Genomic DNA, 26,364 nt, shown 5'->3' on the forward strand with positions numbered 1-26,364 from the left:
CCATTGAGCGTATTTATCAGGTGGTATCTCTTAAAATGTCAAGGGACTATCTTCCCGACCACAGTCAGTAGTTTAGATCTCAGTTAAAGAAAAGCTTGTATACGGGCAGGAAGACCACTGAGCCTAAGTTCTGAGGGGCGAATCTGCCGTCGCTCATGCTCTCTGCCGAGTGGACGATCAGTATCAGCAGGCCGACTTCGAGTGCGCCCTGTGCCGCTCCGAGAAGTCCGCCCTGAATGCGGTCAGCGGTCTCGATGGTGCTTCCGCCTGCGCGCAGGATGAGCGCGAAGATCGCGGACAGCACGAGTCTTACCAGCAGTGTTATCGCCGCGAACAGACCCATTCTCAGCACGCTCTCGATGAGGGGACGCGCATAGTGTTCCTCGGCGTAGACGGCTGCGTCCTCGGGCGACCTCGCCGCCGCCTGTATGACCTCGAAGGCTTCGGAATTTGAAAGCTCCGCCCCGAACAGCTTCGGCACGACTTCGGGCACAGCCGCTTTCACCGACTCGGGCGCGGCGGACAGCAGCTGCTCACTGAGGTCTGCGGAAAACTTTTCAAGCTGCTGACGGTCGAGCCCCGACTCCTCAGCCAGTGATTCCGCATAATGCACCGCGTCCGCAGACTCCGCGACCGCCTGACGTATCTCGTCCTCGCTCATCTCGATGCCGTACTGCGCCAGCGCATCGCTCGACAGCCGCACAGGGTCGAACTGCTCCGCTTTTCTCAGACAGACTTCCTGCACCCTGTCCCTCAGATACTCGTCGTAGACCGACGGCGTGAGCGCGGCCGACCCGAAATATCCAGCCGCCGCCGCCGCAATCAGCACGGCAATAGACACCAGCCGCCTGACAAGCCCCTTGCGTATGCCTGCCGCCACAGGAAAAAATACCAGCGCAAGCACAAGCACATCAAGTATGATCGATATAGCCATGTTTGTATTCATTTGCCTCTCCTTTTTCTGCATCTCCCCTTGCCGTGCGTAGCTAAGGCGGCCCCCATTCCAAAGACTTTTAATATGTTGGACGATAGTTGTGGTTTGGAAGATAGACTCTCACCGCTTCAAAAGAGACCGTCTGACAAATTCCGCAAAAGATGCGTTACGCTCTCATGAACGTCTTTTTGGCAAGTGCGCACTAACGAGAAGAAGAATTACAATCTTCCCGACCTGCACAAGCTAAAGAAGAACCACCACAAGCCAAAAAGCATTAAAAGTTTTAGGAAAGGGGTTTGGGGGAGAACCCTTTTTCAAAAGGGTTTCCCCCAAGAAGACCCGCACTCAAAAAAAACAAACGTCGGGGATTTTTTTGATAAAGTTATTATAGCACAGTACGGATGAGATTTCAATGTATATTTTGCGAAAAAATGCAGATAATATTTTCAGCCATTCGGCAATTCTTCGACGAAAGGAACTGATAACATGAAGAAGTCAATCGTATCGGCCATGCTTTCGGCGGCTGTGATAGGCAGCGCGATGCTCACGGGCTGCGGCTCGATGGAGGACGGCAAGGTCGATGACAGCAGAAAGGACAGCCGTTCGGACACCGCGTCTTCCGCGGTTACGACCGAGCGCCGCACCGAGACCACCACAACGAGAAAAGAGACCTCCCGCGTGACCGAGAGCCGTCCCGTCACCTCAAAGCGTGACAGCCGCACCGATTCGGAGACCCTCGGGGAGAAGGCTGATTCGGCGGCCGACAAGGCTGCGAGCAAGGCCGACGAGATAACCGACGATGTTGCGGACGGCGTGAACGGCGGTCTCAACGCTGCCGAGAGCATTGTTGACGACGTGCTGAAGTGACATCTCTGTCATCCGCAGTGACAGACTATCCGCAAGCGGAAATATCGGTATCGCCCGAACGGGATACCGATATTTTTTTGCGCATCTGCCGCAAACGGGCTTGATTATCCCGACGGAATGTGCTATAATTATAGAGTATATGTTCAATGGAATGGGGAGCCTTTATGACCGCAAATTACAGGATGGCAGACATTACTTTTTCCGTCACTTCCGTCTACGAGAGTGTACATCGGTACTGCTCGGACTACCGCACGGACGCGCCTGCCGAATTCGAGATAGTCATCGGCCGCGGGGATATCGAAGCTGAGCGCATCCATAACGAGCGCACCGCAAAGGCTGAGGGAAGAACGCCCATAGACGCTCCGCCCGATTACCTTGAGGCGCTTGCGGTCTACCGAAAGTTCTGCACGCTGTCGGTGGACAGGGATGTGATGCTGTTTCACGGGTCGGCTGTGGCGGTGGACGGCGAGGCTTACCTGTTCACAGCGCCGAGCGGGACGGGCAAATCCACGCATACGCGGCTGTGGCGGGAATATCTCAGTGACAGAGCCGTGATGGTAAACGACGACAAGCCCCTCATCCGACTTCCCGAACAGGGTACGCCCTTAATCTACGGCACGCCATACAACGGCAAGCATCGGCTCGGGTGCAATATGTCGGCGCCGCTGAAAGCGGTCTGCGTGCTGACGCGCTCGGCGGAGAACCGCATCAGACCCGTGAAAAAATCGGAAATATACCACATACTCTTGCAGCAGACCTTCCGTCCTGCCGACCCTGTGCAGCTGGCGAAAACGCTCACGCTCATCGACAGGCTCGCCGCAGGCACGAAATTGTATCTGCTCGGCTGCAACATGGATATCTCGGCGGCAGAGACCGCATACAATACAATGAGAGGAGAATGACTGATGAAGCTCAGCAACGGATTTATCGCACATACGGAGGATGGAGAGAGGGTGCTCGTTTCGACGGGCGCGGCAGATTTTTCGGGGCTCGTGAGGGCTAACCCCACCGCCGCATTCATCATCGACAGGCTCATCGAAGGCACTACCGAGGAGGAGCTCGTGGACAAGCTCTGCGAAAAGTACGACGCACCCCGTGAGGTCATCGCTGCTGACGCCGCAAAGATGATCGCACAGCTCCGCGAGATAGGTGCTGTCGAGGACTGACAGGATGACCTACGAGGAGTATCTCGAAGAGAACGGCAAACTGACCTACTCGAACGTGGGGGTGAGTATGCTGCCGCTGCTCAGACAGGGCAGAGACCTCTTCACCGTTGAGAAAAACGACGGGAAACGCTTCAAAAAGTACGACGTGGTACTCTATCGCCGCTATTCAAGCAAGAAAAACCGCACCGAATACGTTCTTCACCGCATCGTCGGGGTCAGACCCGACAGCTACGTGATAATCGGCGACAACTGCGTGAACTACGAATACGGCATCAGGGACTGCGACATCCTCGGCAGGATGGTCAGCATCACCCGCGAGGGCGGCAGGGTCATCACCGCCGATTCCTTCGGGTTCAGGGCGTTCAGCGTGGTATGGGTCAGGCTCACACCTGTGAGGATATTCCTGAAAAAAGCGCGAATGCGTTTCAGACGCGCGGTCAGGAAGGTGCTCCAATGAAGAACGAAAACGCTGTAAAATGGCTGTGGAGAACGGCAGGTCGAAAAAAATGGCTGGTCATCCTACAGACCGCCATTCAGAGCCTGCTGAGCTTTTCGGGAGTGCTGTACGCGCTGCTGCTGAGAAACATCGTTGACCGCGCGGCAGACCACGACAGGAACGGTTTTATCGTGAACGCCCTGCTGACGGTGACGCTCATCACGGCGCAGATAGCCGTCAGAGCCGCATACCGCCGCTTCGATATGCTCACTCGCGCGTCTGTCGAGAACCTTTACAAGGGCAGGCTGTTCGGCTGTCTGCTGAGAAAGGACTATCAGGCTGTCAGCGCGGTACACTCGGCGGAGTGGATAAACCGCCTGACCAACGACACCACGATAATCGCCGACGGCTTCGCGGAGATACTGCCTGGGATGATAGGTATGCTCGTGAAGCTCGTGAGCGCGGCGGTGATGCTGACGGTGCTCGACCGGAGATTCGCCTGTCTGGCTGTTCCGCTGGGACTTGTGATGACGGTGTTCACCTACGTTTTCAGCAAAAAGCTCAAACGGATGCACAAGGACATTCAGGAGAGGGACGGAGCGCTGAGGATATTCTATCAGGAGCGCCTTGCCAGCATGATGATGATACGCTCCTTCACGGCGGAAAAACAGGCCGAGCGGGAGAGCGCCGAGAAAATGAAGGCGCACCTCGATTCGCGGATGAAGCGCAACCGTATCGCGACCTTTGCACACGCCTGTTTCGGCTTCTCGATGCATGGGATGTACGTGTTCGGCGTCTGCTGGTGCGGCTACGGGATACTGACGGGCAGGATAACCTTCGGCACACTTACGGCGATAACACAGCTCATCGCGCAGATACAGATGCCCTTTGCGAACCTTTCGGGGTATCTGCCGAAGTACTACGCCATGACCGCTTCCGCGGAAAGGCTCATCGAAGCCGAAATGTTCGATGACGACATGACGGGCACCCCCATGACCCTTGAGGAAGCGAAGGATTTCTACCACTCGAAACTGGAGAGCATCGGGCTGGACAATGTTGATTTTACTTACTACGCGGCTGTTTCGGAAACGGACGGGCTCACGAAGGACAGCTCCCCTGCCGCCGTCAGAGGGCTGAGCCTTGAGATACGGAAAGGCGAATACGCGGCGTTCACGGGGCACAGCGGCTGCGGAAAATCCACCGCGCTGAAACTGCTGATGTGCGTTTACCGACCCGACAGCGGCGAGCGGTACGTCACCGACCGTGAAGGCAGGCGCATCGTTATCGACCCGAGGTGGCACAGGCTCTTCGCCTACGTGCCCCAGGGAAATATGCTCATGAGCGGGACCGTCCGCGACATCGTGAGCTTTTCCGATAAGAACTGCCCCGAAGAGAAGATACGTCAGGCTATACGCATCGCCTGCGCCGATGAGTTCATCGGAGAGCTTGAACAGGGGCTGGACACGATGCTGGGCGAACGCGGCTCGGGTCTCTCGGAGGGGCAGATGCAAAGGCTCGCCATCGCGAGGGCTGTCTGCTCGGAGAGCCCCGTACTGCTGCTGGACGAGGCGACCAGCGCACTTGATGAGCAGACCGAACGTCGGGTGCTCGAAAACCTGCGCAGCATGACCGACCGCACGGTGCTGATAATCACGCACCGACCCGCGGCTCTGGAGATCTGCGACAGGGTGATACCGTTTGAATGAGGTGCTATCATGAAAAAGGTCATTGTGATAAACGGACGCGGCGGCGCAGGCAAGGACACGCTCTGCGAGCTTGCCGCCGAGAAGTACAGGGTCAGGAACGTTTCTTCCATCACGCCCATCAAGAACATCGCCGCTCAGGTCGGCTGGAAGGGCGGCAAGGAAGACCGCGACCGCAAGTTCCTCGCGGATCTGAAACAGCTGGTCACCGAGTACAACGACTACCCGAATGAATACCTGCTGGAACAGTGCAGGGAGTTCATGCAGTCGGATGAAGAGCTGATGTTCGTCCACATCCGCGAGCCTCAGCAGATAGCGCACTTCGTCGGGTCTGCCGACTGCGGTGTGCTGACGCTCCTCATCCGCAGGGAGGGCAAGGAGGTCTTCGGGAATGCCGCCGACGACAATGTCGAGCAGTACAACTACGACCTCATCTACCGAAACGACAAGCGGCTGGAGGAAGCAGGCGAGGATTTCAGGCGTTTCCTGAGCGAAAATCTGTAACACAAAGACAAAGGGTCCGAAGGAGACGAACTCCTGCGGACCCTTTGCATATATTCGCAAAAATCGGTTTTTGAGATCAATATCACTCCGCGGCGGTGAATCTTGCCCACTGATACTCAGCAGTCAGCGGAGTAGTGCCGTCGTAATGTCCGAGCCAGCCGTCAACGCCCTTGCCGTTCCATGCGTTCATCATCAGCTTGCCAGGGGTGGAGGGCAGGTTCTCGGTGGCAGTGTAAACAGCCTCGCCGTCTACATACCAGGTGATGGAATCCTCTTTCCACTCGAAACCGTAGGTGTGGAACTCCTCGGAAGCGTCGAAACCGAGGTCGTAGAGGTACTCGTGGTTGCCCTTGCCGTCGGTGTAGTAGTTGAACTGCACCTTGGTGGTGTCCTTGCCGAGGAACTCGATGTCTATCTCATCCCAGGGATTGCTGTCGGTGGGACCCGTGTAGGTGAAGAAGGACGAAACCACGCCGATATTCTTGATAGGCTTCATGCTGACCTCGTAGAGACCGTAGCCGTAGAAGTCGTTGGTGCGATACTCGGCAGCGTTGTACTCATCGGGGATGAGGCTGTCGATTGTGAGCTTCATGACGCCGTCCTCAAAAGCGACGTTGTTCTTTTTCCAGGTGCAGTCGAAGGGCGAGCCGTTTGACCAGCCGTCGGAGCACATGAATTTATCCGAAGCGCCCTTGGAGAAATCGGCTTTGAGGGTGTAGCCGTCATCCTCTTCGGGCTGTTCCTCAGCAGAGGAAGCATCTGCGGGAACGCTCTCGGCAGCGGAAGCGGCGGTGCTGTTGCCGTTATCGGCGGAGGAAGTGTCCTCCGAACCGCAGCCGCAGGCAGCGAGTGCGACAGTGAATGCAGCGAGTGCAACAATAAATCTTTTCATACAAATAACCTCCTGTACTGAGCTTTTATCGATCGTCCGTAAGTATTTTCTTTACTATCCATATGATACCATATTTGTCAAAAATATTATATCAAATCCGTGTCATTTGTATCAAAGTGATATCCTATTTTCAGGCATAACAAAAGGCGGAGTATTCCCCGCCTCTCGTCTCGATATCTCTTAAAAACACCGAATCTTTAAGAAATGCCGATAATATCAACCGGAAGAACTATTGCCCTCCCTGATTCACTTGAATTGTCCGCCCTCATCGAGGAGCATTTTCATGAAACCCTTGTTCCTTTTCAGTATCGTCAGCAGGATAACTCCGGCCATCGACACGCACACGATCTCACCTGCGGCGACCCCTGCCATCGAAAGCAGAAGCGGCGCGTTCGCTATGAACTTCAGTTCAAGTCCGACGAAGACCGCGTTGAACAGAACGGGAAATATAGAAGCAGAGAGAGGTCTGAGCCTGTCGCGGAGCAGGTAGATACACAACCCCGAAAACAGAGTCGCGCCCGTTCCGACAGCGACGTCAACAGGTCCCACAAAGCTGAAAAGATTCGCTATGAAGCACCCGATAGTCGTTGCCACAACATAATCCTTGCTGTAAAGGCACAGCAGCATCAGCATCTCAGCGATGCGGAACTGCACGCTCCCGTAGGACATAAAGCTCAGGGCAAGCGTCAGCACAACGTATATCGCCGCGACTATGCCTGTCCTAACTATCCTGCGGGTGCTGACAGACTCCATGTACGTTCTCTCCTTATTATCCGATCTTTAAGATCAAGCCTTGCCAACAGAACCGAACAGCTCCATCTTCTCCTTGACCTTAGCCTTGATAGCCTCGAATCCGGGAGCGAGCAGCTTTCTCGGGTCGAAGCCCTTGCCCTGCTGATCCTTGCCTGCCTCGATGTATCCGCGGGTAGCCTCAGCGAATACGAGCTGGCACTCGGTGTTAACGTTGATCTTAGCAACGCCGAGGGAGATAGCCTTGGTGATCATATCGTCGGGGATACCTGTACCGCCGTGAAGAACCAGCGGAACCTCGCCTACAGCCTTGTTTACAGCCTCAAGAGTCTCGAAGCTCAGGCCTTCCCAGTTTTCGGGATATACGCCGTGGATGTTGCCGATACCTGCTGCAAGGAAGTCAACGCCGAGATCAGCGATCATCTTGCACTCTGCGGGATCTGCGCACTCGCCCTTGCCGATAACGCCGTCCTCTTCGCCGCCGATAGCGCCTACCTCAGCCTCGATGGAGAGACCGAGACCGTGAGCAACGTTTACGAGCTCAGTGGTCTTAGCAACGTTCTCGTCGATGGGGAAGTGCGAACCGTCGAACATTATGGAAGTGAAGCCTGCCTTGATGCACTTGTAGCAGCCGTCATAAGAACCGTGGTCGAGGTGAAGAGCTACAGGTACTGTGATACCGAGGGACTTGTCCATAGCCGCTACCATTGCAGCAACGGTCTCAAAACCGGTCATATACTTGCCTGCACCTTCGGAAACACCGAGGATAACAGGGCTATTAAGCTCCTGAGCGGTAAGAAGGATCGCCTTTGTCCACTCGAGATTGTTGATGTTGAACTGACCTACGGCATACTTGCCTGCTCTTGCCTTGTCGAGCATTTCCTTAGCTGATACTAACATCTTTGAAAGACCTCCGTTTACAAACTTTATTCATCCGTGCAAGCGTTTGATTCACGCTCACGTATGAACTTATTATACACTTTTTCCGAGCAGATTTCAAGTGCTTTTCTCTTTCTTTTACATTTGCCGAAACCATTTTTAACAAATTCTACACATTTATTTTGTGAATAATTCCGATTTGTATTGTATGAAAGGCTTGATCGTCGATAATTAACAGGTTCATATTTTACTATTGCTTTTTATTAAGAAATGTTGTATAATGTTAACAGTGCATTATCAAAAGCGAACGTATTAATGTATAAGGGGAAATGATTATGAGACATTTTGCAGCCGCTCTGCTTGCTGCTGTTATCGCTGTGTCCGCGCTTTGCGGATGTGCAGACAGGAGCGCCAATAACGTATCAAAGGCAACTTCCGCCGAGAGCGTCAAGGAAAAAGCGAAGACTCCCGTCGTTGAGGAGACCGACTTCATGGCGTGTTTTCTCGGTGGCGGCGAGACGAATTATCTCGGTCTGACCCTCGATGAGTTCAACAGTCTGACGGGGAATATCTACAACGAAGAGAACGCGGTGGAGTACGACCTGGACTTCGGTCAGCTGACCTACTCGCTGGGTGATCTCGATTCGATATTCTGCGGCAGAGCGAAGTTTGACAAGGCATACCCCGTCACCTGTATCATCAGCATCAAGGACAACAAGGTGAAGGAGATATTCTACCATATAGGCGACGACGACAGTCAGGGCGACCCCGGCGCGGTCTGCAAGGTCATCGCGGATTGTCTCGCGGAGAACCTGCCCGAGGACTACAACGGCGAATACGACTACCCCGTCGGCGGTGCCGATTCGGCGAGGTTCGCAAATTCCGTGGACGGCTACGTTTTCTCTGTCTGTCACTCGAACGTCGGCGGCTCGGACTACCCTGTCACCTTCTCACTTGAGAGCTACAAGGACAAATACGGCATGAAGTGATCCCCTAAAATTCCGACATAATTATTTCATAAAGGTCGTCTTTTCATAAGATGACCTATTTTCCGCTCCTAAAAGTCGGTCTTACATTAGTATATTCTATAGAAAAGCGTAAAAATATTATAGTTTTCGTCAAATATCATTGACTTATTGTGAACTTTGTGTTATAATAAAATATATCATCCGTGGGGTCACTGCGCCCTGCGTCGATATTTCACGGATAAACGAATTCAATTTCTTCATAGACAGGGTGGATTAGGATGAACAGATACCGCTTCGCTGATACTGAACAAGCTCATATCGAAGAGTCAAGAGTACCTTTTGCTATATATCAGTTTATTGACAAGCGCGTTGTCACCATCGCTCTGTCCGCAGGTTTCATGAAACTCTTCGGGTACGATGACGACCTTGAACGCGCATACTACGATATGGACAACGATATGTACAAGGAGACTCATCCCGATGACGTGGCACGCATCGCAGATGCGGCGTTCAGATTCGCGACCGAGAACACGAAGTACGACGTCATCTACCGCACGAGAGACTGCAACCATTCGGGCTACAAGATAATACACGCTCAGGGCGAACACATCTTCACCGATACGGGGGACAGGCTCGCGCAGGTATGGTACACCGATGAGGGCGTCTACAGCGAGGACGACACCCACGCCGACGCCACCCTTAACAGGTCGCTTCGGAACGCCCTTTTTGAAGAGAGCTTCATCAAGGCGAGCTACTACGACCACCTGACGGGACTGCCGAGCATGACCTACTTCTTCGAGCTGTCAAGCATTAAAATGAAGGAGATGCGCGACAAAGGCATCACCCCCGCGCTGATGTACATGGATTTCAGCGGCATGAAGTACTTCAACCACAAGTACGGATTTGCTGAGGGCGACTCTTTGCTTCGGTCTTTTGCGAGACTGCTGGCAAACAACTTCGGCAATGAGAATTGCAGCCGCCTCGGTCAGGATCACTTCGCGGTCATCGCCGACCACAACGGTCTTGAACAGCTGCTGGATAAGCTGTTCAAGGAATGTGCCGAGATAAACGGCGGACGCACTCTGCCCCTGCACGTCGGCATCTTCCTGCACTGGTTCGACGGAGTCGCCGCCAGCATGGCCTGCGACCGCGCGAAATTCGCCTGCGATACCTTGCAGAACGAGTATTCTTCAAAGTTCAACTACTACGACCTGTCCATGAAGGATACCGAGGAGATGCACCAGTATATCATCGCGAACCTCGACAAGGCTATAAAGGAACGCTGGATAAAGGTCTACTATCAGCCGATTGTGCGCACCGTTAACGGCAGAGTCTGCGACGAGGAAGCGCTGGCAAGATGGATAGACCCCGTCAAGGGTTTCCTCTCCCCTGCCGATTTCATACCTGTGCTCGAAGACCACAGGCTCATATACAAGCTCGACCTCTACGTGGTCGAGAACGTGCTGAAGAAGATAAAAGTCCTGTCGAAGGCGGGACTTCACATAATGCCGCAGTCGGTGAACCTCTCGCGCTCGGATTTCGATACCTGCGATATCGTGGAGGAGATACGCCGGCGCGTCGATGACGAGGGTCTGCCGAGAAGTATGCTGACCATCGAGATAACAGAGAGCATCATCGGCAAGGATTTTGAGTTCATGCGCTCGGAGATAGAGCGCTTCAAGGCGCTGGGATTCTCGGTGTGGATGGACGACTTCGGAAGCGGCTATTCCTCGCTGGATGTCTTGCAGAACATACAGTTCGACCTCATCAAGTTCGATATGCGTTTTATGAAGCAGTTCGACAAGAGCGAGAAGAGCAGGATAATCCTCACCGAAATGCTCAGGATGGCTGCCGCCCTCGGTATAGATACCGTCTGTGAGGGCGTCGAGACCAAGGAACAGGTGCAGTTCTTGCAGGAAACGGGCTGCACAAAGCTCCAGGGCTACTACTTCGACAAGCCGATACCCGTGGAGAAGATACTCGAAAAGTACGAAAAAGGCTTGCAGATAGGCTTTGAAGACCCCGCACAGTCAGAGTACTACGAGTCGGTCGGCAGGGTGAACCTTCACGACCTGTCGGTCATCGCACAGGAAAAACTCAACGAATTCAACAACTTCTTCAACACGCTGCCTATGGCGGTCATAGAGGTAAACAACGACCGCGTCCGCTTCGCACGGAGCAACCAGTCCTACCGCGACTTCATGCTGAGGAACTTCAGCTTCCAGATAAGCGATAAGTCCGAACCGTTCAGCGACAATCCGGGAGCTGTCGATTCGCCTTTCATGAAGGCGATGTTCCGCAGCTGTCAAGACGAGAGCACTCTGTTCGTTGACGAGATGCTGCCGAACAATACCATGCTCCACTCCTGCCTGAGACGCATCGCCGTCAACCCCATCACGGGAACTATCGCTTCGGCGGTGGCGGTGCTTTCGGTCTCCACGACGGTGGAGGGCACCAACTACGCAAACATCGCAAAGGCTCTCGCGGCGGATTACTTCAACCTTTATTATGTTGACCTTGAGGACGAGTCGTTCTATGAGTATTCTTCCGAGGTGGGCAAAGAGGAGCTTCTGGTGCAGCGCCACGGCGAGGAATTCTTCGCAAAGTGCCTTGAGGATATCCCGAAGGTCATCCATCCCGATGATTGCAGGATGTTCATCGACAATTTCAATAAGGAGAACGTAAAGCGCGAGCTCGAAGAGTTCGGAACGTTCACCATAAACTACCGCCTGAAAGTCAACGGCGAGTTCATCTACGTGAACATGAAGGCGATGTGTATGCAGAACGACACCAGACACCTCATCATCGGTGTCAGCAACGCCGACCAGCAGATGAAGCAGAAGCTCAAACTCGAAAAGGCGCGTCAGAACGAGCTCGTCTACACAAGCATGATGGCGCTGTCGGGAGAGTACTACTGCCTGTACGCCATCGACCCCGAAACGGGCAGCTACACCGAATACCACGCAAGCAGTTCCTATACGGACTACGGACTCGCGAAGAACGGCACCAACTTCTTTGAGCAGGCGAAGATCGACAGTGAGATAGCTATCGCCGAAGAGGACCGCGAGAACTTCCGCAGAGAATTCACCAGAGAGAACATCATGAACAGCATCCGCGAAAACGGACTTTTCATGATGGAGTACCGCCTGATAGCCGCCGACAAGAACGTACCCGTTATGCTGCGTGCGGCACTCACCCAGGAGAACGGCAAGGAAACGCTCATCGTCGGAGTGTGCAAGCACAGAAACGAATGATAACCATAATTAACGCACCGATGCGAGAAATAACGCGTCGGTGCGTTTTGCTGTTCATGAATTGTTTACACAAGGTTTTCCGATTAGCCTTGACAAACCCGATCGTTTCGATTATAATTTAATTGTACTCAATCGAATTTGGTACAAGATTATTTAGGACAATTATCAATAAACAAGGAGGTATTCTCATGACACTGTATGACATCAACGTGATCGACCGCAAAGGCAACGAAGTCTCGCTCGGAGAGTATAAGGGCAAGGTACTGCTCATCGTAAATACCGCGACGGGCTGCGGTTTTACTCCGCAGTACGAGGGGCTCGAAAAGCTCTACCTCGAATGCAGGGACAAGGGCTTCGAGATACTCGACTTCCCCTGCAACCAGTTCGGAAATCAGGCACCCGGCAGCGATGAGGAGATCACTCAGTTCTGCACCCTCAGGTACAACACCACCTTCCCGAGATTCAAGAAGATCGAAGTCAACGGCGAGAACGAGAGCCCCCTTTACACCTTCCTCAAAAAGGAACAGGGCGGCCTGCTCGGAAACAACATCAAATGGAATTTCACCAAGTTCCTCGTTGACCGCGAAGGCAGGGTCATAGAACGCTTCGCACCGACCGTTACCCCCGAAAAGCTTGCGGCAAAGGTAAAGGAACTGCTGTAAATAATCTGTAGATAGGAGATCCCCGAAATGACTGAAAAGAACAACGACAAATACGCGGCACTCTCGCTGAAAAACCAGATATGCTTCCCGCTCTACGCGGCTTCGCGAAGGGTCATCGGGCAGTACCGCAATCTGCTCGATGACCTCGGGCTGACCTACACACAGTACGTCACGCTGATGGTGCTGTGGGAGGAACGCTCGGTCAGCGTAAAGGAGCTGGGTCACAAGCTGTTCCTCGACAGCGGCACCCTCACCCCCGTGCTCAAAAGCCTTGACACCAAGGGCTACATCCTGCGGGAACGCTGCCACGACGACGAGCGTATCGTTATGGCGAGCATCACCGAAAAGGGCATGGAACTGCGCGAAAAAGCCCTCGCTATCCCCGGCGAGGTCGCGGGATGCATCTGCCTTGACGCGGAAGAGGCGCAGGATCTTTACAGACTTCTGTACAAAATACTCGGCGGATTTGAATGATCCGACCGTGAAATATGTATATAGTATCTGTAAATTGTGAACTTTTTATCAATTCCCTTGCATGATATTGAAATGTATGATATAATTTGTTTGTACATATTTATGTACAGAATTATTTAGAGTACATTTTTAAAGACATTACGATCAAGGAGAGAAGCCATGAAGTGTCCTTTTTGCGGCTTTGCCGACACTAAAGTGATAGATTCGAGACCGAGCGACGCAAAAAAGCGCAGACGCAGAGAATGCACCAACTGCGGCAAACGCTTCACTACCTACGAGATCGTGGAAAAACCCCTGCTCATGGTATACAAGCGCGACAAGAGCTTTGAACCCTTCGACAGGCTCAAGCTGTTCAAGGGTATGCAGAGCGCCATCAAGAAGCGTCCCGTCAGCGTTGACGACATGAACAGGCTGGTGGATAATATCGAGAACACCTTTGCGAACCGTATGCAGACCGAGACCACTACCGAAGAGATCGGTAACATGGTGCTCCAGGGGCTCAAAGACCTCGATTATGTAGCGTATGTGCGCTTCGCATCGGTGTACAAGGACTTCTCCGACGTGGATGAATTCATCCAGATAATTTCAGAACTTTCGGACAAATGATCTCAACAGAAGGGAAAGAGGATATCTTCGACAGAAGGTGTCCTCTTTTTTACGTCACAGCGCAAAAAAACGCCGGCGCAAAGCCGGCGGAAAAAGTTCATTTTCGTTTGGATGTCAGATGATGTTGCCTCTGAGCTTCTTGCCCTTGATGAGTCCGTTTATCGCATCGATCTGAGTCATTTCTGTCTTGCCCTTTGTAGAAGAAATCATCACGGTGATAGTGTACTCACTCGGAAAAGGCGTATCTTCCGTGAACGTGACATCGGTACCGTATGCGCTGATCCTCTTGGTATTGATGTACACGACCTCATTGGTATCGTTATTCACGAGATAGGTCTTGAGGGTGTACGTCTCTTCGCCGTCGCCGACACCCTTGTACTTCATTACCTTGACATCATAGGTCTTATCCTTCGTGGTGTAGCTCGCAAATTCTTCAAGCGAGGTATACAGACCATCCTGATAGTTGAAGTAGAAAATATAGATGCCTATCGGGAGAAAGATGAAGAGAATGATAAACGTGATAAGATAGGTTATTCTTTTGGACATAACGCCATCTCCTTTCATAATTCTATAAGTCAATAATACACCATTTTCAAAAAAAAGTCAATACTATAACAAAATATTTATAATATATTTTTACAAAGCAAGGTTTTATTTATCTAACAGCGAATCAATGACAGGAATAACATCTGCAAGAGTGCCGCAGACAGCGTGCAGCTTCTTTTTCAGCTCCTCGTCGGGCTGTGAGAGGTCGGGGATCATGACGGGTATGCAGCCTGCCCTGAAAGCCGACTCAATGCCGTTGGGCGAGTCTTCGAGGGCGATGCACTCTGATGGGTCAAGTCCGAGCCTTGCCGCACCCGTGAGGTAGGTATCGGGCTTCGGCTTGCCGTTTGCAATCATGTCGCCGCAAATATGGTCATCGAAGCGGTCGAAAACGCCCAGCATCCCGAGGTACCATTTGGTACGCTCAAGGTCGGTGGCGGTGCATACGGCGCATTTCAGTCCTCTCTCCCCGATATGGTCGAGCAGTTCGTAAAGCCCCGCCTTCGCCTCGACGCCGTGCTCGGTGATATGATCGTTCATGAGCTGTTTGCGGCGGACGCGGATAGCGTAGTAATCGAAGTCCTCACCGAAGATGCTCTGCAAATGCGGTGCGGCATACTTCGGCGACATCGAGCGGATAGCGAGGGCGTGTTCGGGGCGCATATCGAATCCGAACTCCTTCGCCGAGATGCACCAGAAACGGTTGAGCAGTTTCTCGGTATCGGTTATCAGTCCGTCCATATCGAACAATACGGCTTTGAGCATGAGTTTTTCTCCTTTGCGATCAGAGTCCGTCGGGGTTCTTCTGAGTGAAGTTCCAGCCGTCCTCGCACATTTCGTCGATGCCGTACTTCGCTTCCCAGCCGAAAAGCTCCTTCGCCTTGGATGCGTTAGCGTAGCACCATGCGATGTCGCCTGCGCGTCTCGGCATTATCTTGTAGGGCAGTTCCTTGCCGCACGCCTTCTCGAAAGCGTGGAGAACGTCCAGCACGCTGGAGCCCTTGCCTGTGCCGAGGTTCACCGCCTCAACGCCCGTGTGACCGAGGACATAGTCCACCGCACACAGATGGCCGTTCGCAAGATCCATAACGTGGATGTAGTCGCGGACGCCCGTGCCGTCGGGGGTGTCGTAGTCGTTGCCGAACACGCCGAGATACTCGCGCTTGCCGATGGCTACCTGCTGGATGTAGGGGAACAGGTTGTTCGGGATGCCGTTGGGGTCTTCACCCAGCAGACCGCTCTTGTGAGCGCCGATGGGGTTGAAGTAGCGGAGAAGAGCGATGCTCCACTCGGGGTCAGCCACAGCCACGTCCATGAGTATCTGCTCGATCATGACCTTGGTGTAGCCGTAGGGGTTGGTGGAGGTGTGGGTCGGCATGGTCTCGACGTAGGGCACCTGATTGTCCACGCCGTAAACGGTCGCCGACGAAGAGAACACGATGCGCTTTACGCCGTGGGATCTCATCGCCATAATGAGCATGAGAGTGCCCGTGATGTTATTATGGTAGTACTCGACGGGCTTCTGCACGCTCTCGCCGACCGCCTTGAGTCCCGCGAAGTGGATGACCGCGTCTATCTTGTGCTCGTCGAATATCTTATTCAGCGCGTCGAGGTCGAGGATGTCCGCCTGAACGAACTCGAAGTCCTTGCCCGAGATGGTCTTGATGCGCTTCAGCGCTTCGGGCTTGGAGTTGGAGAAGTTGTCCACTATCACGATCCGGTGACCTGCGTTAAGGAGTTCGACGCAGGTGTGGCTTCCGATGAATCCTGCTCCGCCCGTTACAAGAATATTTGCCATAATTGATTACCGCCTTTCTTTTTCACAACAAATAATTGCCTTATTTATTATACCACAATGCTCCGATGATTGCAAGTGTACGGACAAAATTTTCACATGCGTGGAACGATTTTCGCTTTTGGTTCGACGATAGTAACACTATCATCCGTGTTATAAAAAGTACACAAATTGGCGCATTTCTTTTTATAAAAAGATTACAAAAAAGCCGTTGTAAAATGGTCTGAAAAGATTTAAAATAGCATCTATGATGATGTTAATTATTTAACAATGGGGAGCTATAGATAATGACAAAAGACATGACAAGGGGTAATCCATTCTGGCTGATACTCGGTTTCTGCCTGCCTATGGTGTGCGGAAATCTGTTTCAGCAGCTGTACAATCTGGTCGATTCGATCATCGTCGGGCAGTACGTCGGGGTAAAGGCGTTCTCGGGAGTCGGGTCGGTCGGTTCGGTGTACTTTCTGGTGATCGGAACGGCTACGGGCATCTGCTCGGGTTTCGCGATACCGATCGCACAGAGATTCGGCGCCGAGGACTTCAAGGGCATGAGAAAAACGGTCTACAACGCCGAAATGCTGGCGGCAGTCATCTCGGTACTCATGATGATCGTGACGGTGCTGTTCTGCCGTCCTCTGCTGACGCTCATGAAAACACCCTCGGACACATTTGAGTATGCGCTGTCTTACATAAGGATAATCTTTCTCGGCATACCTATCACCGTGTTCTACAATATGCTTTCGAGCCTGCTGAGGGCGCTGGGCGACAGCAGGACGCCCCTCAGATACCTGCTCATATCCTCGCTGCTGAACGTTGTTTTCGACCTGTTATTCATCATCACCTTAGGGATGGGAGTGACAGGTGCGGCAGCAGCTACCGTCCTCTCGCAGTTCATCTCGGGACTGCTCTGCTTCAGATTCATAAAGACGAAGCTGCCGATACTCGGCTACGAGGAGAACGAAAAGGTCATCGACACCGCCCTGATGAAGAAGATACTTTCGCTGGGTCTGCCGATGGCGTTCCAGTTCTCGATCACGGCGATCGGCACTATCATACTCCAGACCGCAGTAAACACGCTGGGTTCGGGCATCGTTGCCGCTACCACTGCTGGCTCGAAGATACAGACCCTCGTTATCCAGCCGATGGAGACCCTCGGCGTAACGATGGCGACCTACGGCGGTCAGAACCTCGGTGCAGGCAAGATCGACCGTATCCGCGAGGGTGCGCGTCAGGCACTGTGCCTGCAAGTGATCTACACCGTGACATTCGCCGTGATAATCTATTTCTTCGGCGACCTTGCGGCGAATATCTTTATCAAAAACGATGAGCCCGAATACAAGATAATCATGATGAACGTCAAGCATTATCTGCAAGTGACGAGCGTGTTCTATCCCGTTCTGGGCGTTCTGTTCCTGTTCCGCAACCTTTTGCAGGGACTCGGCTTCTCGGCTGTGACGCTCCTCGCAGGTGTGGTCGAACTTATCGCCCGCAGCATAGTTTCGTTCGGCTTCGTGTACAGGATCGGCTTTGAAGCAGCCTGCTTCGCGTCCCCCGTGGCATGGACAGCAGCCGCTCTTCTCCTCGTATACCTCTATGTCTACGAGATCAAACGCCTTATCCACTGCTCACGACACGGGGAGCCGTTGCAGGCGTAGATCAACCGAGTGAGAACCTTCCAAAGACTTTTAATATGCTGGCAGTTTGTTTTGGAGGGAAATATGGACTCTCGACAAATTAATAGATCAGAACTGTATGGTGGGAGCCTGCTCCCACCTCTTTTTTATGCCCTCACAAACGCAAACTCCCCCCTCACGATGAGCGTTTGCCCCAAAAACATCGCAAGCGATCTACCCGCCCTACAAACAGACATTCTCTCTTGAAACGTTGAAAGCCTATCTTCCCCACCACATCTACCGTATAACAATATTAAAAGTTTTAGGAAGGGGGGTTGGGGGAAACCCTTTTTCAAAAGGGTTTCCCCCAAGAAAAAACGCCCCGGAGAAAAGGCGAGTACACATATAGAACTATCTCAGGTTTTAATTGAAAGGTTGTGCAGAGTTTGGCTCTACACAGCCTTTCTTCTTGCGTAATACTGTTTGAAATCAGCCGTTGCAGTAGCTGTCACCACATTGAAACGTAAGTGAATGTCAACCTGCTGTGTGCGGTTTCCTCTGCCGCCTTCGGGAGCGTGAACAATGATCCTGTCGATCAGCTCGTGCATGATCTCAGGGGTAAGCTCCGTGAACTCCTCATACTTCTTGACGATACTCACAAAGCTCATCACATCGTTATTCTGCTGCTCCTTGCGGCTGATCGTTTCGGAGAGCTTTGCGGCATCGGCTTTCAGTCGGCTCTGCTTCGCTTCATATCTTGCAGACATTGTAGCGAAACGCTCATCGGAGATTTTACCCGAAACATTGTCCTCATACAATCTCTCAAACAGATCGTCAAGCTCGTTGATACGCTTCTCAGCCTGTTTCAGAGCTTTCTTTGCGGTCTGTATTTCACCGCCCTGCACCGTTGCCGTGTTGCTCATTGCTCTGCTAACAAACTCTCCCTCATTGTCCCTTACAAACTGTGAGAGCTTATTCAGCTCACCGAGGATAATCTCCGTCAGAACACAAGTCCTGATATAGTGGGCAGTGCATTCGTCTGAATCGTGTGCATAGGTGGAACACATCATATGCTCCTGATTAGGTGTCATAGTCTGCGCCCTGCCGACATAGAGGGTGTTACCGCAATCCGCACAATAGACCATACCTGTAAACGGACTTACCGTACCGCTTTTCTACCTTCTTTTCTTATGGCTGCGAATCTCCTGTACCAAGTCGAAGTCGTGCTGAGAAATGATAGGCTCGTGAGTGTTTTCAGTGATAAGCCAGTTCTCTTTCGGATTTTCATACAGCTTCTTATTCTTGTAGGACTTACGATAGGTCTTGAAGTTGACCGTGTGTCCGAGGTATTCCATACGCTCAAGAATATGCACAACTGTTGCCATACCCCAACGCTTTGTTTTAGCATTATGATAACTTACACGCATACCTTTGGAACGGTAATATGCTGTCGGTGTAGGCACACCGTCTGCTGTCAGGATATTAGCGATCTGTGTCGGACCATTACCCTCAATGCAGAGCTGAAAAATCCTCTTGACCACAGCGGCAGCTTCATCATCGACTACCCATTGGCTTTTATCGGTGTCGGACTTCTTGTAGCCGTAAGGCGGGTGCGTGGCAAGGGGCTTGCCAGCCTGTGCCTTTGCTCTCTGGACGGCACGAATCTTTTTACTTGTATCACGAGCGTACCAGTCATTAAAAATGTTCTTGAATGCCATTAACTCGTTCTCGCTCTTGAAAGTATCCACACCGTCATTGATAGCGATATAGCGGACATCGTAATCAGGGAATATCAGCTCAATAAGTTCGCCTGTTTTCAGATAATCACGCCCAAGTCTTGAAAGGTCTTTGGTAATGACCGTTGCAACCTTGCCGTCCTCAATGTCAGCCATCATTGCTTTGAAGCCGTCACGCTCCCAAGTAGTGCCACTCACACCATCGTCCACATAGAATTTGGTGTTATGGAAACCGTTGTCAGCGGCGAATTTTGAAAGAATCGCCTTTTGATTAGTAATACTATTGCTTTCTCCCTGAAGCATATCGTCTTGCGAGAGTCTGCAATAGAGTGCTGTTATTTTGTCTGTCATATATTCCTCACTTTCCGACAAAAAACAGCAGGCTATGATATACACAGAAAGTCTGGAATACACAGCCTGCCGTTATCTGTTCATGCAGACTTCTCTATCTCACGGGCAATAAGCCGATTGATAATATATTCCATACTTTCCTCAGTATCAGAGTTGAAAATGATCTTGACACGATAAGTAGTCAGACCGATACGGTACTCCGAATAGGAGTTGTACCCGAATATAGGCTTTTTAATGTTTGATAAAGAATATATCTTTTTTCTGTATTATTATCTAAATCAATGGTAGGTAAAAATGATTTCTAAAAAATGCCACTTTATTTGTAACATTTGTTGGTTACTGTGCCTAATTTGTTTGCGTTAATCATTACAATCAACAAAAAGTAAATGCTGTTGCTCTGAGCATTATCCCAATTACATAAGAATAATGCTCCTAAATATTATTGACTTTATGAACTAATAAATGTTAAGACATAAAACAGAGGAACAGTACCATTTGACTGTTCCTCTTTATTCATAGCCTGCCTATTCGTCTTGCATTGGAGATACTTCTTTATGGAGCATCACCGAACCCCCAAGGCGTTTTGCGTATCAAAGTGAGTTCAGTTTTTTTTGCAGTTCTATCATGTGGTTGCGGCAGGCGGTTATTTCGCCCGTGTACTTGTTGAACCACTCGACGTCGTTCTCGTCAGGTTCTTCCTGCAAGAGCACTGCCTGAACGAGTGCGGACTGAGATCGTGATCGTTTGCGTTCGATCTCTTCGATCGTCTGCCTGCAAATCTTTATTTCCTTTTTCAGCTTTCTTTTTTCCGAAAGACTGCTCATTATTCATCACACCCCTTTAATGCCCCTTTTTGTTGATAGACTTCACAAGAGCGTCTGCTTCGTCATAGCCCTTGTCGAGTCCTGCGATGATGTCGTCGGATGCTGTTTTCAGCTCTTTCATCTTACCGCTCATCTGCTCGGGATACTTTATCAGACAGGTCTTGACTTCGTTGATGATGATCTGTTCCTTCTCGTGCCCGTTCAGCAGGAAAAGGTAGTCGTCCGCGCAGCTCGCGTCGCTGATAATCATTCTGTACCTCAGCTCGTGGTCGCCCTCGGCGTCGAGGTACGCCCCTGCGTCACGGCTCAGGTGTCCCATCTCCGTGATGTACTGTCTGTAGTAAGTCTCCTGTATGGTATTCATCGCGTTGATATACAGCGCGATAAACACCAGAAGAGAGATAACGGTCACAATTGCAATAACGATGGCGAACACCATACGTCTTTTCATCAGTTTTTCCTGACCCAATCGCCGTCACCTCTCTGTCTTATGTTTCTTCTGTCTCTTCGGATGATTCGGCTTCCTCGGTCTCCTGAGGGGTCTCATCCCCGTCGTCGGTGGCTTCGGTCTCAGCGTCATCGGCAGTTTCAGCCTCTTCGGCTTCTTCCGCCTCCTCTGCCTCGATCTCGTCGCCCTCCTGATAGTTAGCCTCGGCGAGCCTCTTCTTTTCCTTTTCGATCTCTTCGCGAATGAGTTTCTGCTTCATTTCTTCGGCAGTCTCTTCGTTCTGCTCGGCGATCTGTCTGCCAAGTTTCAGAAGTGATCTGACTTCAAGCAGTGCTATCACCGATATCGGCAGCATCGCGAGCAGTATCAGCAGCTTCCGTGCGTCTGCGAAGGTCCCCAGCCACATGAAGAATCTGTTCTTGCCCGTATATCTGCCCACTATCCTGTCATCGGTAACGGTAGTGCTGTCGGACACGGGGTTTGCGTCTCCCCTTGTCTCGAAGCTGCCGTCTCCGCAGATCTTGACTATTCTGTGTGTCACCAGCAGACCCTCGATATCCGCGTCCTCCGAGTAGAAGGTGATGATATCGCCCACTCTGAGCTGTGAAGGATCTGTAGTTTCAACGTTGATGTAGTCGCCCGTGTGTATCGAAGGCTCCATGCTTCCCGTCACTACCTGTAACATCGTCTTGCCGAAGATGACGGTAGGCTTGCCCTTTGACGACCTCACCATCACCACAACGGTGAAGATGACTGCCGCCGCGAGTATCACGGTCGCCGCGATGTTCACGGCTCTGCCTGCGGGCGATTCGGCCTTGGCGGGCTTGCCCGTTTCAGCCGCCTTCTGTGCAGCGCGTTCAAGTTCGTGCTTGCGTTCAAGTTCGCGTTCACGCTTAGCCTCACGTCTCATGCGGGCGCGTTCGTCAGCCTTTCTGTGCAGCCGTTCTGCCACGCTTACATGGTATTCGGCGTACAGACGCCTCATCTCGCGGTCGATCTCAAGCTGCTGCTCGGGAGTACGTTTCGGCGGCGTATATGCAGGTTTCGGTTTGTTCTTTAGATCCTTGCGCTTTTTCTTCTTGAACTTGTAGTCGGCCACAGCGCGCAGGAACGAGTACTTGAAGGTCTTTGCGTACTTCTTGTAGTAGACCTCCATCTCGTGCTTCTTCTGAAGCTCGGCTTCCTTGCGGCGTCTTGCCTGAACGATCTCTTTGCGCTTCTGTTTGAATGCGGGATTGTCGGTATCCTCCGGTATGATACCGAATACCATCGCGAGTATCCACCTTATCAGGCGCGGTATCACGTATATAGGATTCTTCGAGTACTCCCTGCGGATCTCCTCGAAGGGCTTGTTCTGGAAGTATTCCCTTTCCGCCTTCAGGCGCTGTGCGCGTTCGCGTTCTATGCGCTCCTTTTCAAGACGCTGCTGTTCGAGCTTGTGTCTTGCGGCGATAGCCCTCGGGTCTTCAAACGAGGCTTCCTGACCTGTTTCCTCGGCAGCCTCTTCGAGTTCTGCCTTGACATCTTCGATCTCCGCCTCGGTAACTTCCTCGTATGCCTGACGCTGAAGTTCTTCCTCGGACTGTTCCTCGATAGTCTCAACGCCCTCGGCTTCACCGAGCTCGCTGCGCATCTTCTGCTTGTTCTGGCTTACGCGCTCACGCTCCGCAGCGATACGTTCCTCTTCCTCGCGTCTGAGGCGTTCTTCCTCTCTGCGGCGGGCTTCTTCTTCCTCGCGCCTTCTGATCTCTTCCAGTCTTGCGAGGCGTTCCTGTTCAAGACGCTCCCGCTCGCGTTCCTGAGCTTCGATCTCGGCACGTTTCTGAGCGATAAGCTCCTGACGCTGTCGTTCCTCTTCCTCGCGCTGACGCTGGATGCGCCGCAGTTCTTCCTGCCGCGCCTCTTCGATCCTGGCGATCTCTTCGAGGCGGCGTTCCTCCTCTTCCTCGGCTCTGATACGTTCCTGACGTTCCAGTTCCCGTTCTTCGAGGTAGGCACGCTCTATGTCTATTACCTGGTTTATCTCATTGAGCACGCCCTTGATGTCGTTAGGCAGACGCTTCTCCAACTGGAAATCGCCGTCAACGCTGATATAGCCTGCCACCGCGTCAACGGTAACATCGTAATCAGACGACAGTTCCTTATCGAAGCGTTTGATTATCTTGGGCGCCAGCGCCTTGCTGCGCTGTGTTTTCAGCTCTGTATAGTCCGTATCCGCAGTCGTATAGGAGCGGAACAGAAGTATGTTCAGCACCGCCAGCCTGTAGATATCGGCGATATATTCGTCCTGTGGTTTAAGGATAGTATCCTCGACGTTTATCGAGTAACCCACCTTGTCGTAGCTCTCGATATACTGCCAGAGTGTCAGGCAGGCTTTGAGGTCTACGTTTTTCATGATAGCGTTGGTACGCATTACAGGCGGTCTGATGTAGGTATTTCCGAGGGTCATGCAGAGTTCGCAACCCTTGTAGCCCTCGACAGCCGTTTTCAGCTTTTCAACTCGCTGCCATACGGTATAGCCGTTCTCGTTATAGGCTTCGATACCGTCTGCCGTCTCTATTTTCAGCGACAGCTTTGTCGTTCCTCTCGGAGCGGTATCGAACACCGATTCGTAGCTGATGGTATGCACCAGCTCGTCACGGGGCACGATCGCGAGCTTTTCGTAACGCCTGCTGATAAAAATAAACAGTCTGTCCACGAGAGTGTTCACGAACTTGTTCTCGTAGGTGAACATACTCTCTTCCTTATGGATATTGAGTATCTTTGACGGGGTTATCTTTCCCGTCTTTTTGTCGATGCTTTGAATAAGGTCGGTGTGCTGTGCAAGATGCTTGACAGAGTCCACCGTTATCTTTCTTGAAAGAGCGATGGGGACTATCTCTTCGACATCCTCGATGGTCTTACGCGGATTGCGCAGCACGTTGTCGAGATGTACGAGACCGTTTTCAATGGCTTCTACCCAGGATACGTCGATAGCCTTCGCCATTATCTTGCGGTTCATGGCAAAGGAATTTTTTCCGCCTTTGAGCACCTGATCGAGTGCCGCGTAGAGTTCGTCCTCACCGAACATTTCCGCCAGGTCACTGAACTCCTCGTACCATTTCCCGTAATCGTCCTTCAATAGTCCTCACCTCCTTCTCAAAAAAATCATGTTAGGGGGTATCAGAACAGCTTCTGTAATCTTTCGAGATATGCGATAGATTCGTTCATCTTGTTCTTACCGAAGGATTTGTTCATGTATACGCAAAGTTCTCTGAGTTCCTCACGGAGCATAGCAAGGTTAAGAGACTCGAACTTTCTGAATATCTTGGTCGCGAGAACGTAGTCGATACCGTCAAGCTCGTCGCCGCCGCAGGCAACGTAAACAGGTACGAACAGACCCATCTGCTTGAGGATACGGTTACCGAACGCAACTCTGAGTTTTTCGATGACCCACAGGTCAAGCTGCTGTATCTTCCTGAGGTTCTCCTGAGAGATAGGATACTTGTCGAAAGCCTCCTTGAACATCTTGTCGAGGTGATCGAAGCCAAGGTTGATAGGCGGTGTGTCGGGTGCTTCAAAGGGCACGCCCTTCGAGTCGAGGTTGATCGGCTGAGCACGGTCGTATACCTTATCGGAGATAGCGTAGGTCGAGTCATCGTTATTCGCCGTACCGATGTACCATACGTTCTGCGGGATAACGAGCTTGCCCTTATTGAGCTTCTCAGGGTCGGTGGACCATGTATTCGGCACGATGTCGAGCTCCCACTCGTCGGCGTTCGGCATTTCGAGTATCGACAGCATTTCCGCGAAGTAATACTCGATACGTGCGATGTTCATCTCATCGAGGAGGATGAGGTTGACGTCGTTGTTGTAGCCCGACGAGTAGATACGTTTCAGAACTTCCGTTTCGTTGAAGTTCTTCGTGAATTCGTTGAAGTATCCGAAAAGCTCGGTACGGTCACGCCATGACGGCTGTACCGATGCGATGGTGGTGTCTACCTGAAGGAACTTACCGAAGGAGTAAGGCAGGGACGTTTTACCTGTACCTGAGATACCCTGTAGGATGATGAGCTTCGTGGAAGCCATACCTGCAAGGAACAGACGTATCGTCTTATGGTCGTAGAAGAGGTTCATGCGGGAGCAGGCGAAATTGCGGTACCTGTCCACGATCCCCTCAAGGGTGATCTCGTTGTCGTACTCAGGCGGCGTGTAGTTTCTGTAGAAGCTGTCCACTTCCATGAGTTTGGAGAAACGGCGGTCGGCAGTCTGTACGATGCCGTCCTCGGTGACTTCGACAGCGGTTTCGGCGCCTGCCTCGGCTGCTTCTCCGCCAGCCGCGAGAGCTGCCATACTGCCGTCGGCGAGCGACAATCCTGCCGCACCTGCCGCAGACGCGGGCAGACCCATCTGAGCGACCTTCATCGCCATTATCTCGTCCTTTTCCTTCGTCATTTTCAGGACCTGACGCTGCAAAAGCGCGATCTCTTCAAGAAGATCCTCGTTGCTGACGATGGAGTGCCTGAAACGCAGATACTTACGCACTGCGAGCACGATAAGGAACACGATGAGCGCATATACCGCTATGACAAGCACTATCGCGAGCACCGAAAGCACCCACCCGAGCGCACCGAAGTTTGTCGAGTAAGCCTTGAAAATGCTTATGTAATTCTTGATGTTGAATATCTGTTTGAGACCCTTCCACAAGCCTCCGAAAATAAGTCCGAAGCCTTGAAGCATCTCAGATATAAATACAAAAAACCATTTAAGAAATCCGCTCATAGCCTCTCTCCGTTCTTATGAGCTTCAAGCGAGTTATTCTCCTTCTTCGGGAGCGCTCTCTGTCTGCTCTGTTTCGTTCGGGGTATCCGTAGTTTCGGTCACTGCCGACTCAGCAGGTGTGTCTTCGGTCGGGGTCTCCGCAGTCTCGGGAGCTGCCGCCTCGGCAGGTGTACTCTCGGTCGGGGTCTCCGCAGT

The 26,364-nt window shown here is 52.0% G+C and carries 23 protein-coding genes and 1 pseudogene; 12 read left to right on the forward strand and 12 right to left on the reverse strand.

The features are described from left to right. Positions 1-79: 79 nt before the first annotated feature. A complete protein-coding gene (locus BT142_RS07645; protein ID WP_175545486.1) occupies positions 80-934 on the reverse strand; it encodes a hypothetical protein in 855 nt (284 codons plus the stop codon). Between the two features lie 486 nt (positions 935-1,420). Here BT142_RS07645 and BT142_RS07650 point away from each other — a divergent pair, with 486 nt between their 5' ends. The 6 genes from BT142_RS07650 (at position 1,421) to BT142_RS07675 (ending at position 5,610) form a co-directional block, all read left to right on the forward strand. Beyond that, positions 1,421-1,801 carry a hypothetical protein gene (locus tag BT142_RS07650; RefSeq protein ID WP_072417615.1) on the forward strand — a complete coding sequence of 127 codons (381 nt, stop codon included), beginning with the start codon at positions 1,421-1,423 and terminating at the stop codon, positions 1,799-1,801. 164 nt (positions 1,802-1,965) lie between these two features. After that, complete coding sequence (locus BT142_RS07655; protein ID WP_072417616.1) at positions 1,966-2,703, forward strand: hypothetical protein; 738 nt, start codon at positions 1,966-1,968, stop codon at positions 2,701-2,703. A 3-nt stretch (positions 2,704-2,706) separates the two neighbouring features. Next, positions 2,707-2,967 (forward strand): PqqD family protein, encoded by a 261-nt coding sequence (locus tag BT142_RS07660; protein ID WP_072417617.1) that lies wholly within the window; start codon positions 2,707-2,709, stop codon positions 2,965-2,967. After that, positions 2,951-3,424, forward strand: coding sequence for a S26 family signal peptidase (locus tag BT142_RS07665; RefSeq protein ID WP_139182193.1), 474 nt, complete (start codon positions 2,951-2,953; stop codon positions 3,422-3,424). Before BT142_RS07660 ends, BT142_RS07665 begins: the two co-directional genes overlap by 17 nt. After that, complete coding sequence (locus tag BT142_RS07670) at positions 3,421-5,109, forward strand: ABC transporter ATP-binding protein (RefSeq protein WP_072417619.1); 1,689 nt, start codon at positions 3,421-3,423, stop codon at positions 5,107-5,109. Before BT142_RS07665 ends, BT142_RS07670 begins: the two co-directional genes overlap by 4 nt. A gap of 9 nt (positions 5,110-5,118) precedes the next feature. Further along, positions 5,119-5,610, forward strand: a complete 492-nt coding sequence (locus tag BT142_RS07675; protein ID WP_072417620.1) for a hypothetical protein — start codon at positions 5,119-5,121, stop codon at positions 5,608-5,610. A gap of 82 nt (positions 5,611-5,692) precedes the next feature. Here the strand turns inward: BT142_RS07675 and BT142_RS07680 are convergent, their stop codons facing one another. From BT142_RS07680 to fba, 3 genes are all read right to left on the reverse strand, one after another. Beyond that, positions 5,693-6,502, reverse strand: coding sequence for a beta-glucanase (locus BT142_RS07680; RefSeq protein ID WP_072417621.1), 810 nt, complete (start codon positions 6,500-6,502; stop codon positions 5,693-5,695). Positions 6,503-6,748: 246 nt separating this feature from the next. After that, positions 6,749-7,255, reverse strand: coding sequence for a QueT transporter family protein (locus BT142_RS07685; protein ID WP_072417622.1), 507 nt, complete (start codon positions 7,253-7,255; stop codon positions 6,749-6,751). A gap of 33 nt (positions 7,256-7,288) precedes the next feature. Next, entirely contained in the window at positions 7,289-8,152 is an 864-nt protein-coding gene (gene fba / locus BT142_RS07690) for a class II fructose-1,6-bisphosphate aldolase (RefSeq protein ID WP_072417623.1), read from the reverse strand. 314 nt (positions 8,153-8,466) lie between these two features. On the opposite strand from fba, the gene BT142_RS07695 reads away from it, so the two are divergent. From BT142_RS07695 to nrdR, 5 genes are all read left to right on the forward strand, one after another. Then, positions 8,467-9,120 (forward strand): hypothetical protein, encoded by a 654-nt coding sequence (locus BT142_RS07695; protein WP_072417624.1) that lies wholly within the window; start codon positions 8,467-8,469, stop codon positions 9,118-9,120. A 257-nt stretch (positions 9,121-9,377) separates the two neighbouring features. After that, positions 9,378-12,353: a sensor domain-containing protein gene (locus tag BT142_RS07700; protein ID WP_072417625.1), complete on the forward strand. Its 2,976-nt coding sequence runs from the start codon at positions 9,378-9,380 to the stop codon at positions 12,351-12,353. Positions 12,354-12,541: 188 nt separating this feature from the next. Next, positions 12,542-13,015 (forward strand): glutathione peroxidase, encoded by a 474-nt coding sequence (locus tag BT142_RS07705; protein WP_072417626.1) that lies wholly within the window; start codon positions 12,542-12,544, stop codon positions 13,013-13,015. 27 nt (positions 13,016-13,042) lie between these two features. Continuing rightward, positions 13,043-13,489 (forward strand): MarR family winged helix-turn-helix transcriptional regulator, encoded by a 447-nt coding sequence (locus BT142_RS07710; RefSeq protein ID WP_072417627.1) that lies wholly within the window; start codon positions 13,043-13,045, stop codon positions 13,487-13,489. Positions 13,490-13,648: 159 nt separating this feature from the next. Continuing rightward, complete coding sequence (gene nrdR / locus BT142_RS07715; protein WP_072417628.1) at positions 13,649-14,095, forward strand: transcriptional regulator NrdR; 447 nt, start codon at positions 13,649-13,651, stop codon at positions 14,093-14,095. Positions 14,096-14,209: 114 nt separating this feature from the next. Here the strand turns inward: nrdR and BT142_RS07720 are convergent, their stop codons facing one another. The 3 genes from BT142_RS07720 to galE all read right to left on the reverse strand — a co-directional run bounded on the left by BT142_RS07720 (position 14,210) and on the right by galE (position 16,439). Next, positions 14,210-14,641, reverse strand: coding sequence for a hypothetical protein (locus BT142_RS07720; protein ID WP_072417629.1), 432 nt, complete (start codon positions 14,639-14,641; stop codon positions 14,210-14,212). 105 nt (positions 14,642-14,746) lie between these two features. Beyond that, positions 14,747-15,406, reverse strand: coding sequence for an HAD family hydrolase (locus tag BT142_RS07725; protein WP_072417630.1), 660 nt, complete (start codon positions 15,404-15,406; stop codon positions 14,747-14,749). A 19-nt stretch (positions 15,407-15,425) separates the two neighbouring features. Further along, positions 15,426-16,439, reverse strand: coding sequence for a UDP-glucose 4-epimerase GalE (galE, locus tag BT142_RS07730; RefSeq protein ID WP_072417631.1), 1,014 nt, complete (start codon positions 16,437-16,439; stop codon positions 15,426-15,428). Positions 16,440-16,723: 284 nt separating this feature from the next. Between galE and BT142_RS07735 the strand changes: the two genes are divergently transcribed. Continuing rightward, on the forward strand, positions 16,724-18,091 hold the full coding sequence (locus BT142_RS07735; protein ID WP_072417632.1) for an MATE family efflux transporter: 1,368 nt from the start codon (positions 16,724-16,726) through the stop codon (positions 18,089-18,091). A 410-nt stretch (positions 18,092-18,501) separates the two neighbouring features. Here BT142_RS07735 and BT142_RS07740 read toward each other — a convergent pair. From BT142_RS07740 to BT142_RS07765, 5 genes and pseudogenes are all read right to left on the reverse strand, one after another. Then, positions 18,502-20,136 (reverse strand): annotated as a pseudogene (locus BT142_RS07740) (recombinase family protein). Between the two features lie 590 nt (positions 20,137-20,726). After that, positions 20,727-20,960: a hypothetical protein gene (locus BT142_RS07750; RefSeq protein WP_072417633.1), complete on the reverse strand. Its 234-nt coding sequence runs from the start codon at positions 20,958-20,960 to the stop codon at positions 20,727-20,729. A gap of 16 nt (positions 20,961-20,976) precedes the next feature. Further along, the gene (locus BT142_RS07755) at positions 20,977-21,411 is read right to left on the reverse strand and encodes a hypothetical protein (RefSeq protein WP_242871938.1); all 435 of its coding nucleotides are present in this window, start codon (positions 21,409-21,411) and stop codon (positions 20,977-20,979) included. 37 nt (positions 21,412-21,448) lie between these two features. Then, positions 21,449-24,529: a signal peptidase I gene (locus BT142_RS07760; RefSeq protein WP_072417634.1), complete on the reverse strand. Its 3,081-nt coding sequence runs from the start codon at positions 24,527-24,529 to the stop codon at positions 21,449-21,451. A 41-nt stretch (positions 24,530-24,570) separates the two neighbouring features. Further along, complete coding sequence (locus BT142_RS07765) at positions 24,571-26,169, reverse strand: hypothetical protein (protein ID WP_072417635.1); 1,599 nt, start codon at positions 26,167-26,169, stop codon at positions 24,571-24,573. Positions 26,170-26,364: the final 195 nt, after the last annotated feature.

It is taken from the genome of Ruminococcus sp. YE71 (assembly GCF_900119155.1).
GTDB lineage: Bacteria > Bacillota > Clostridia > Oscillospirales > Ruminococcaceae > YE71.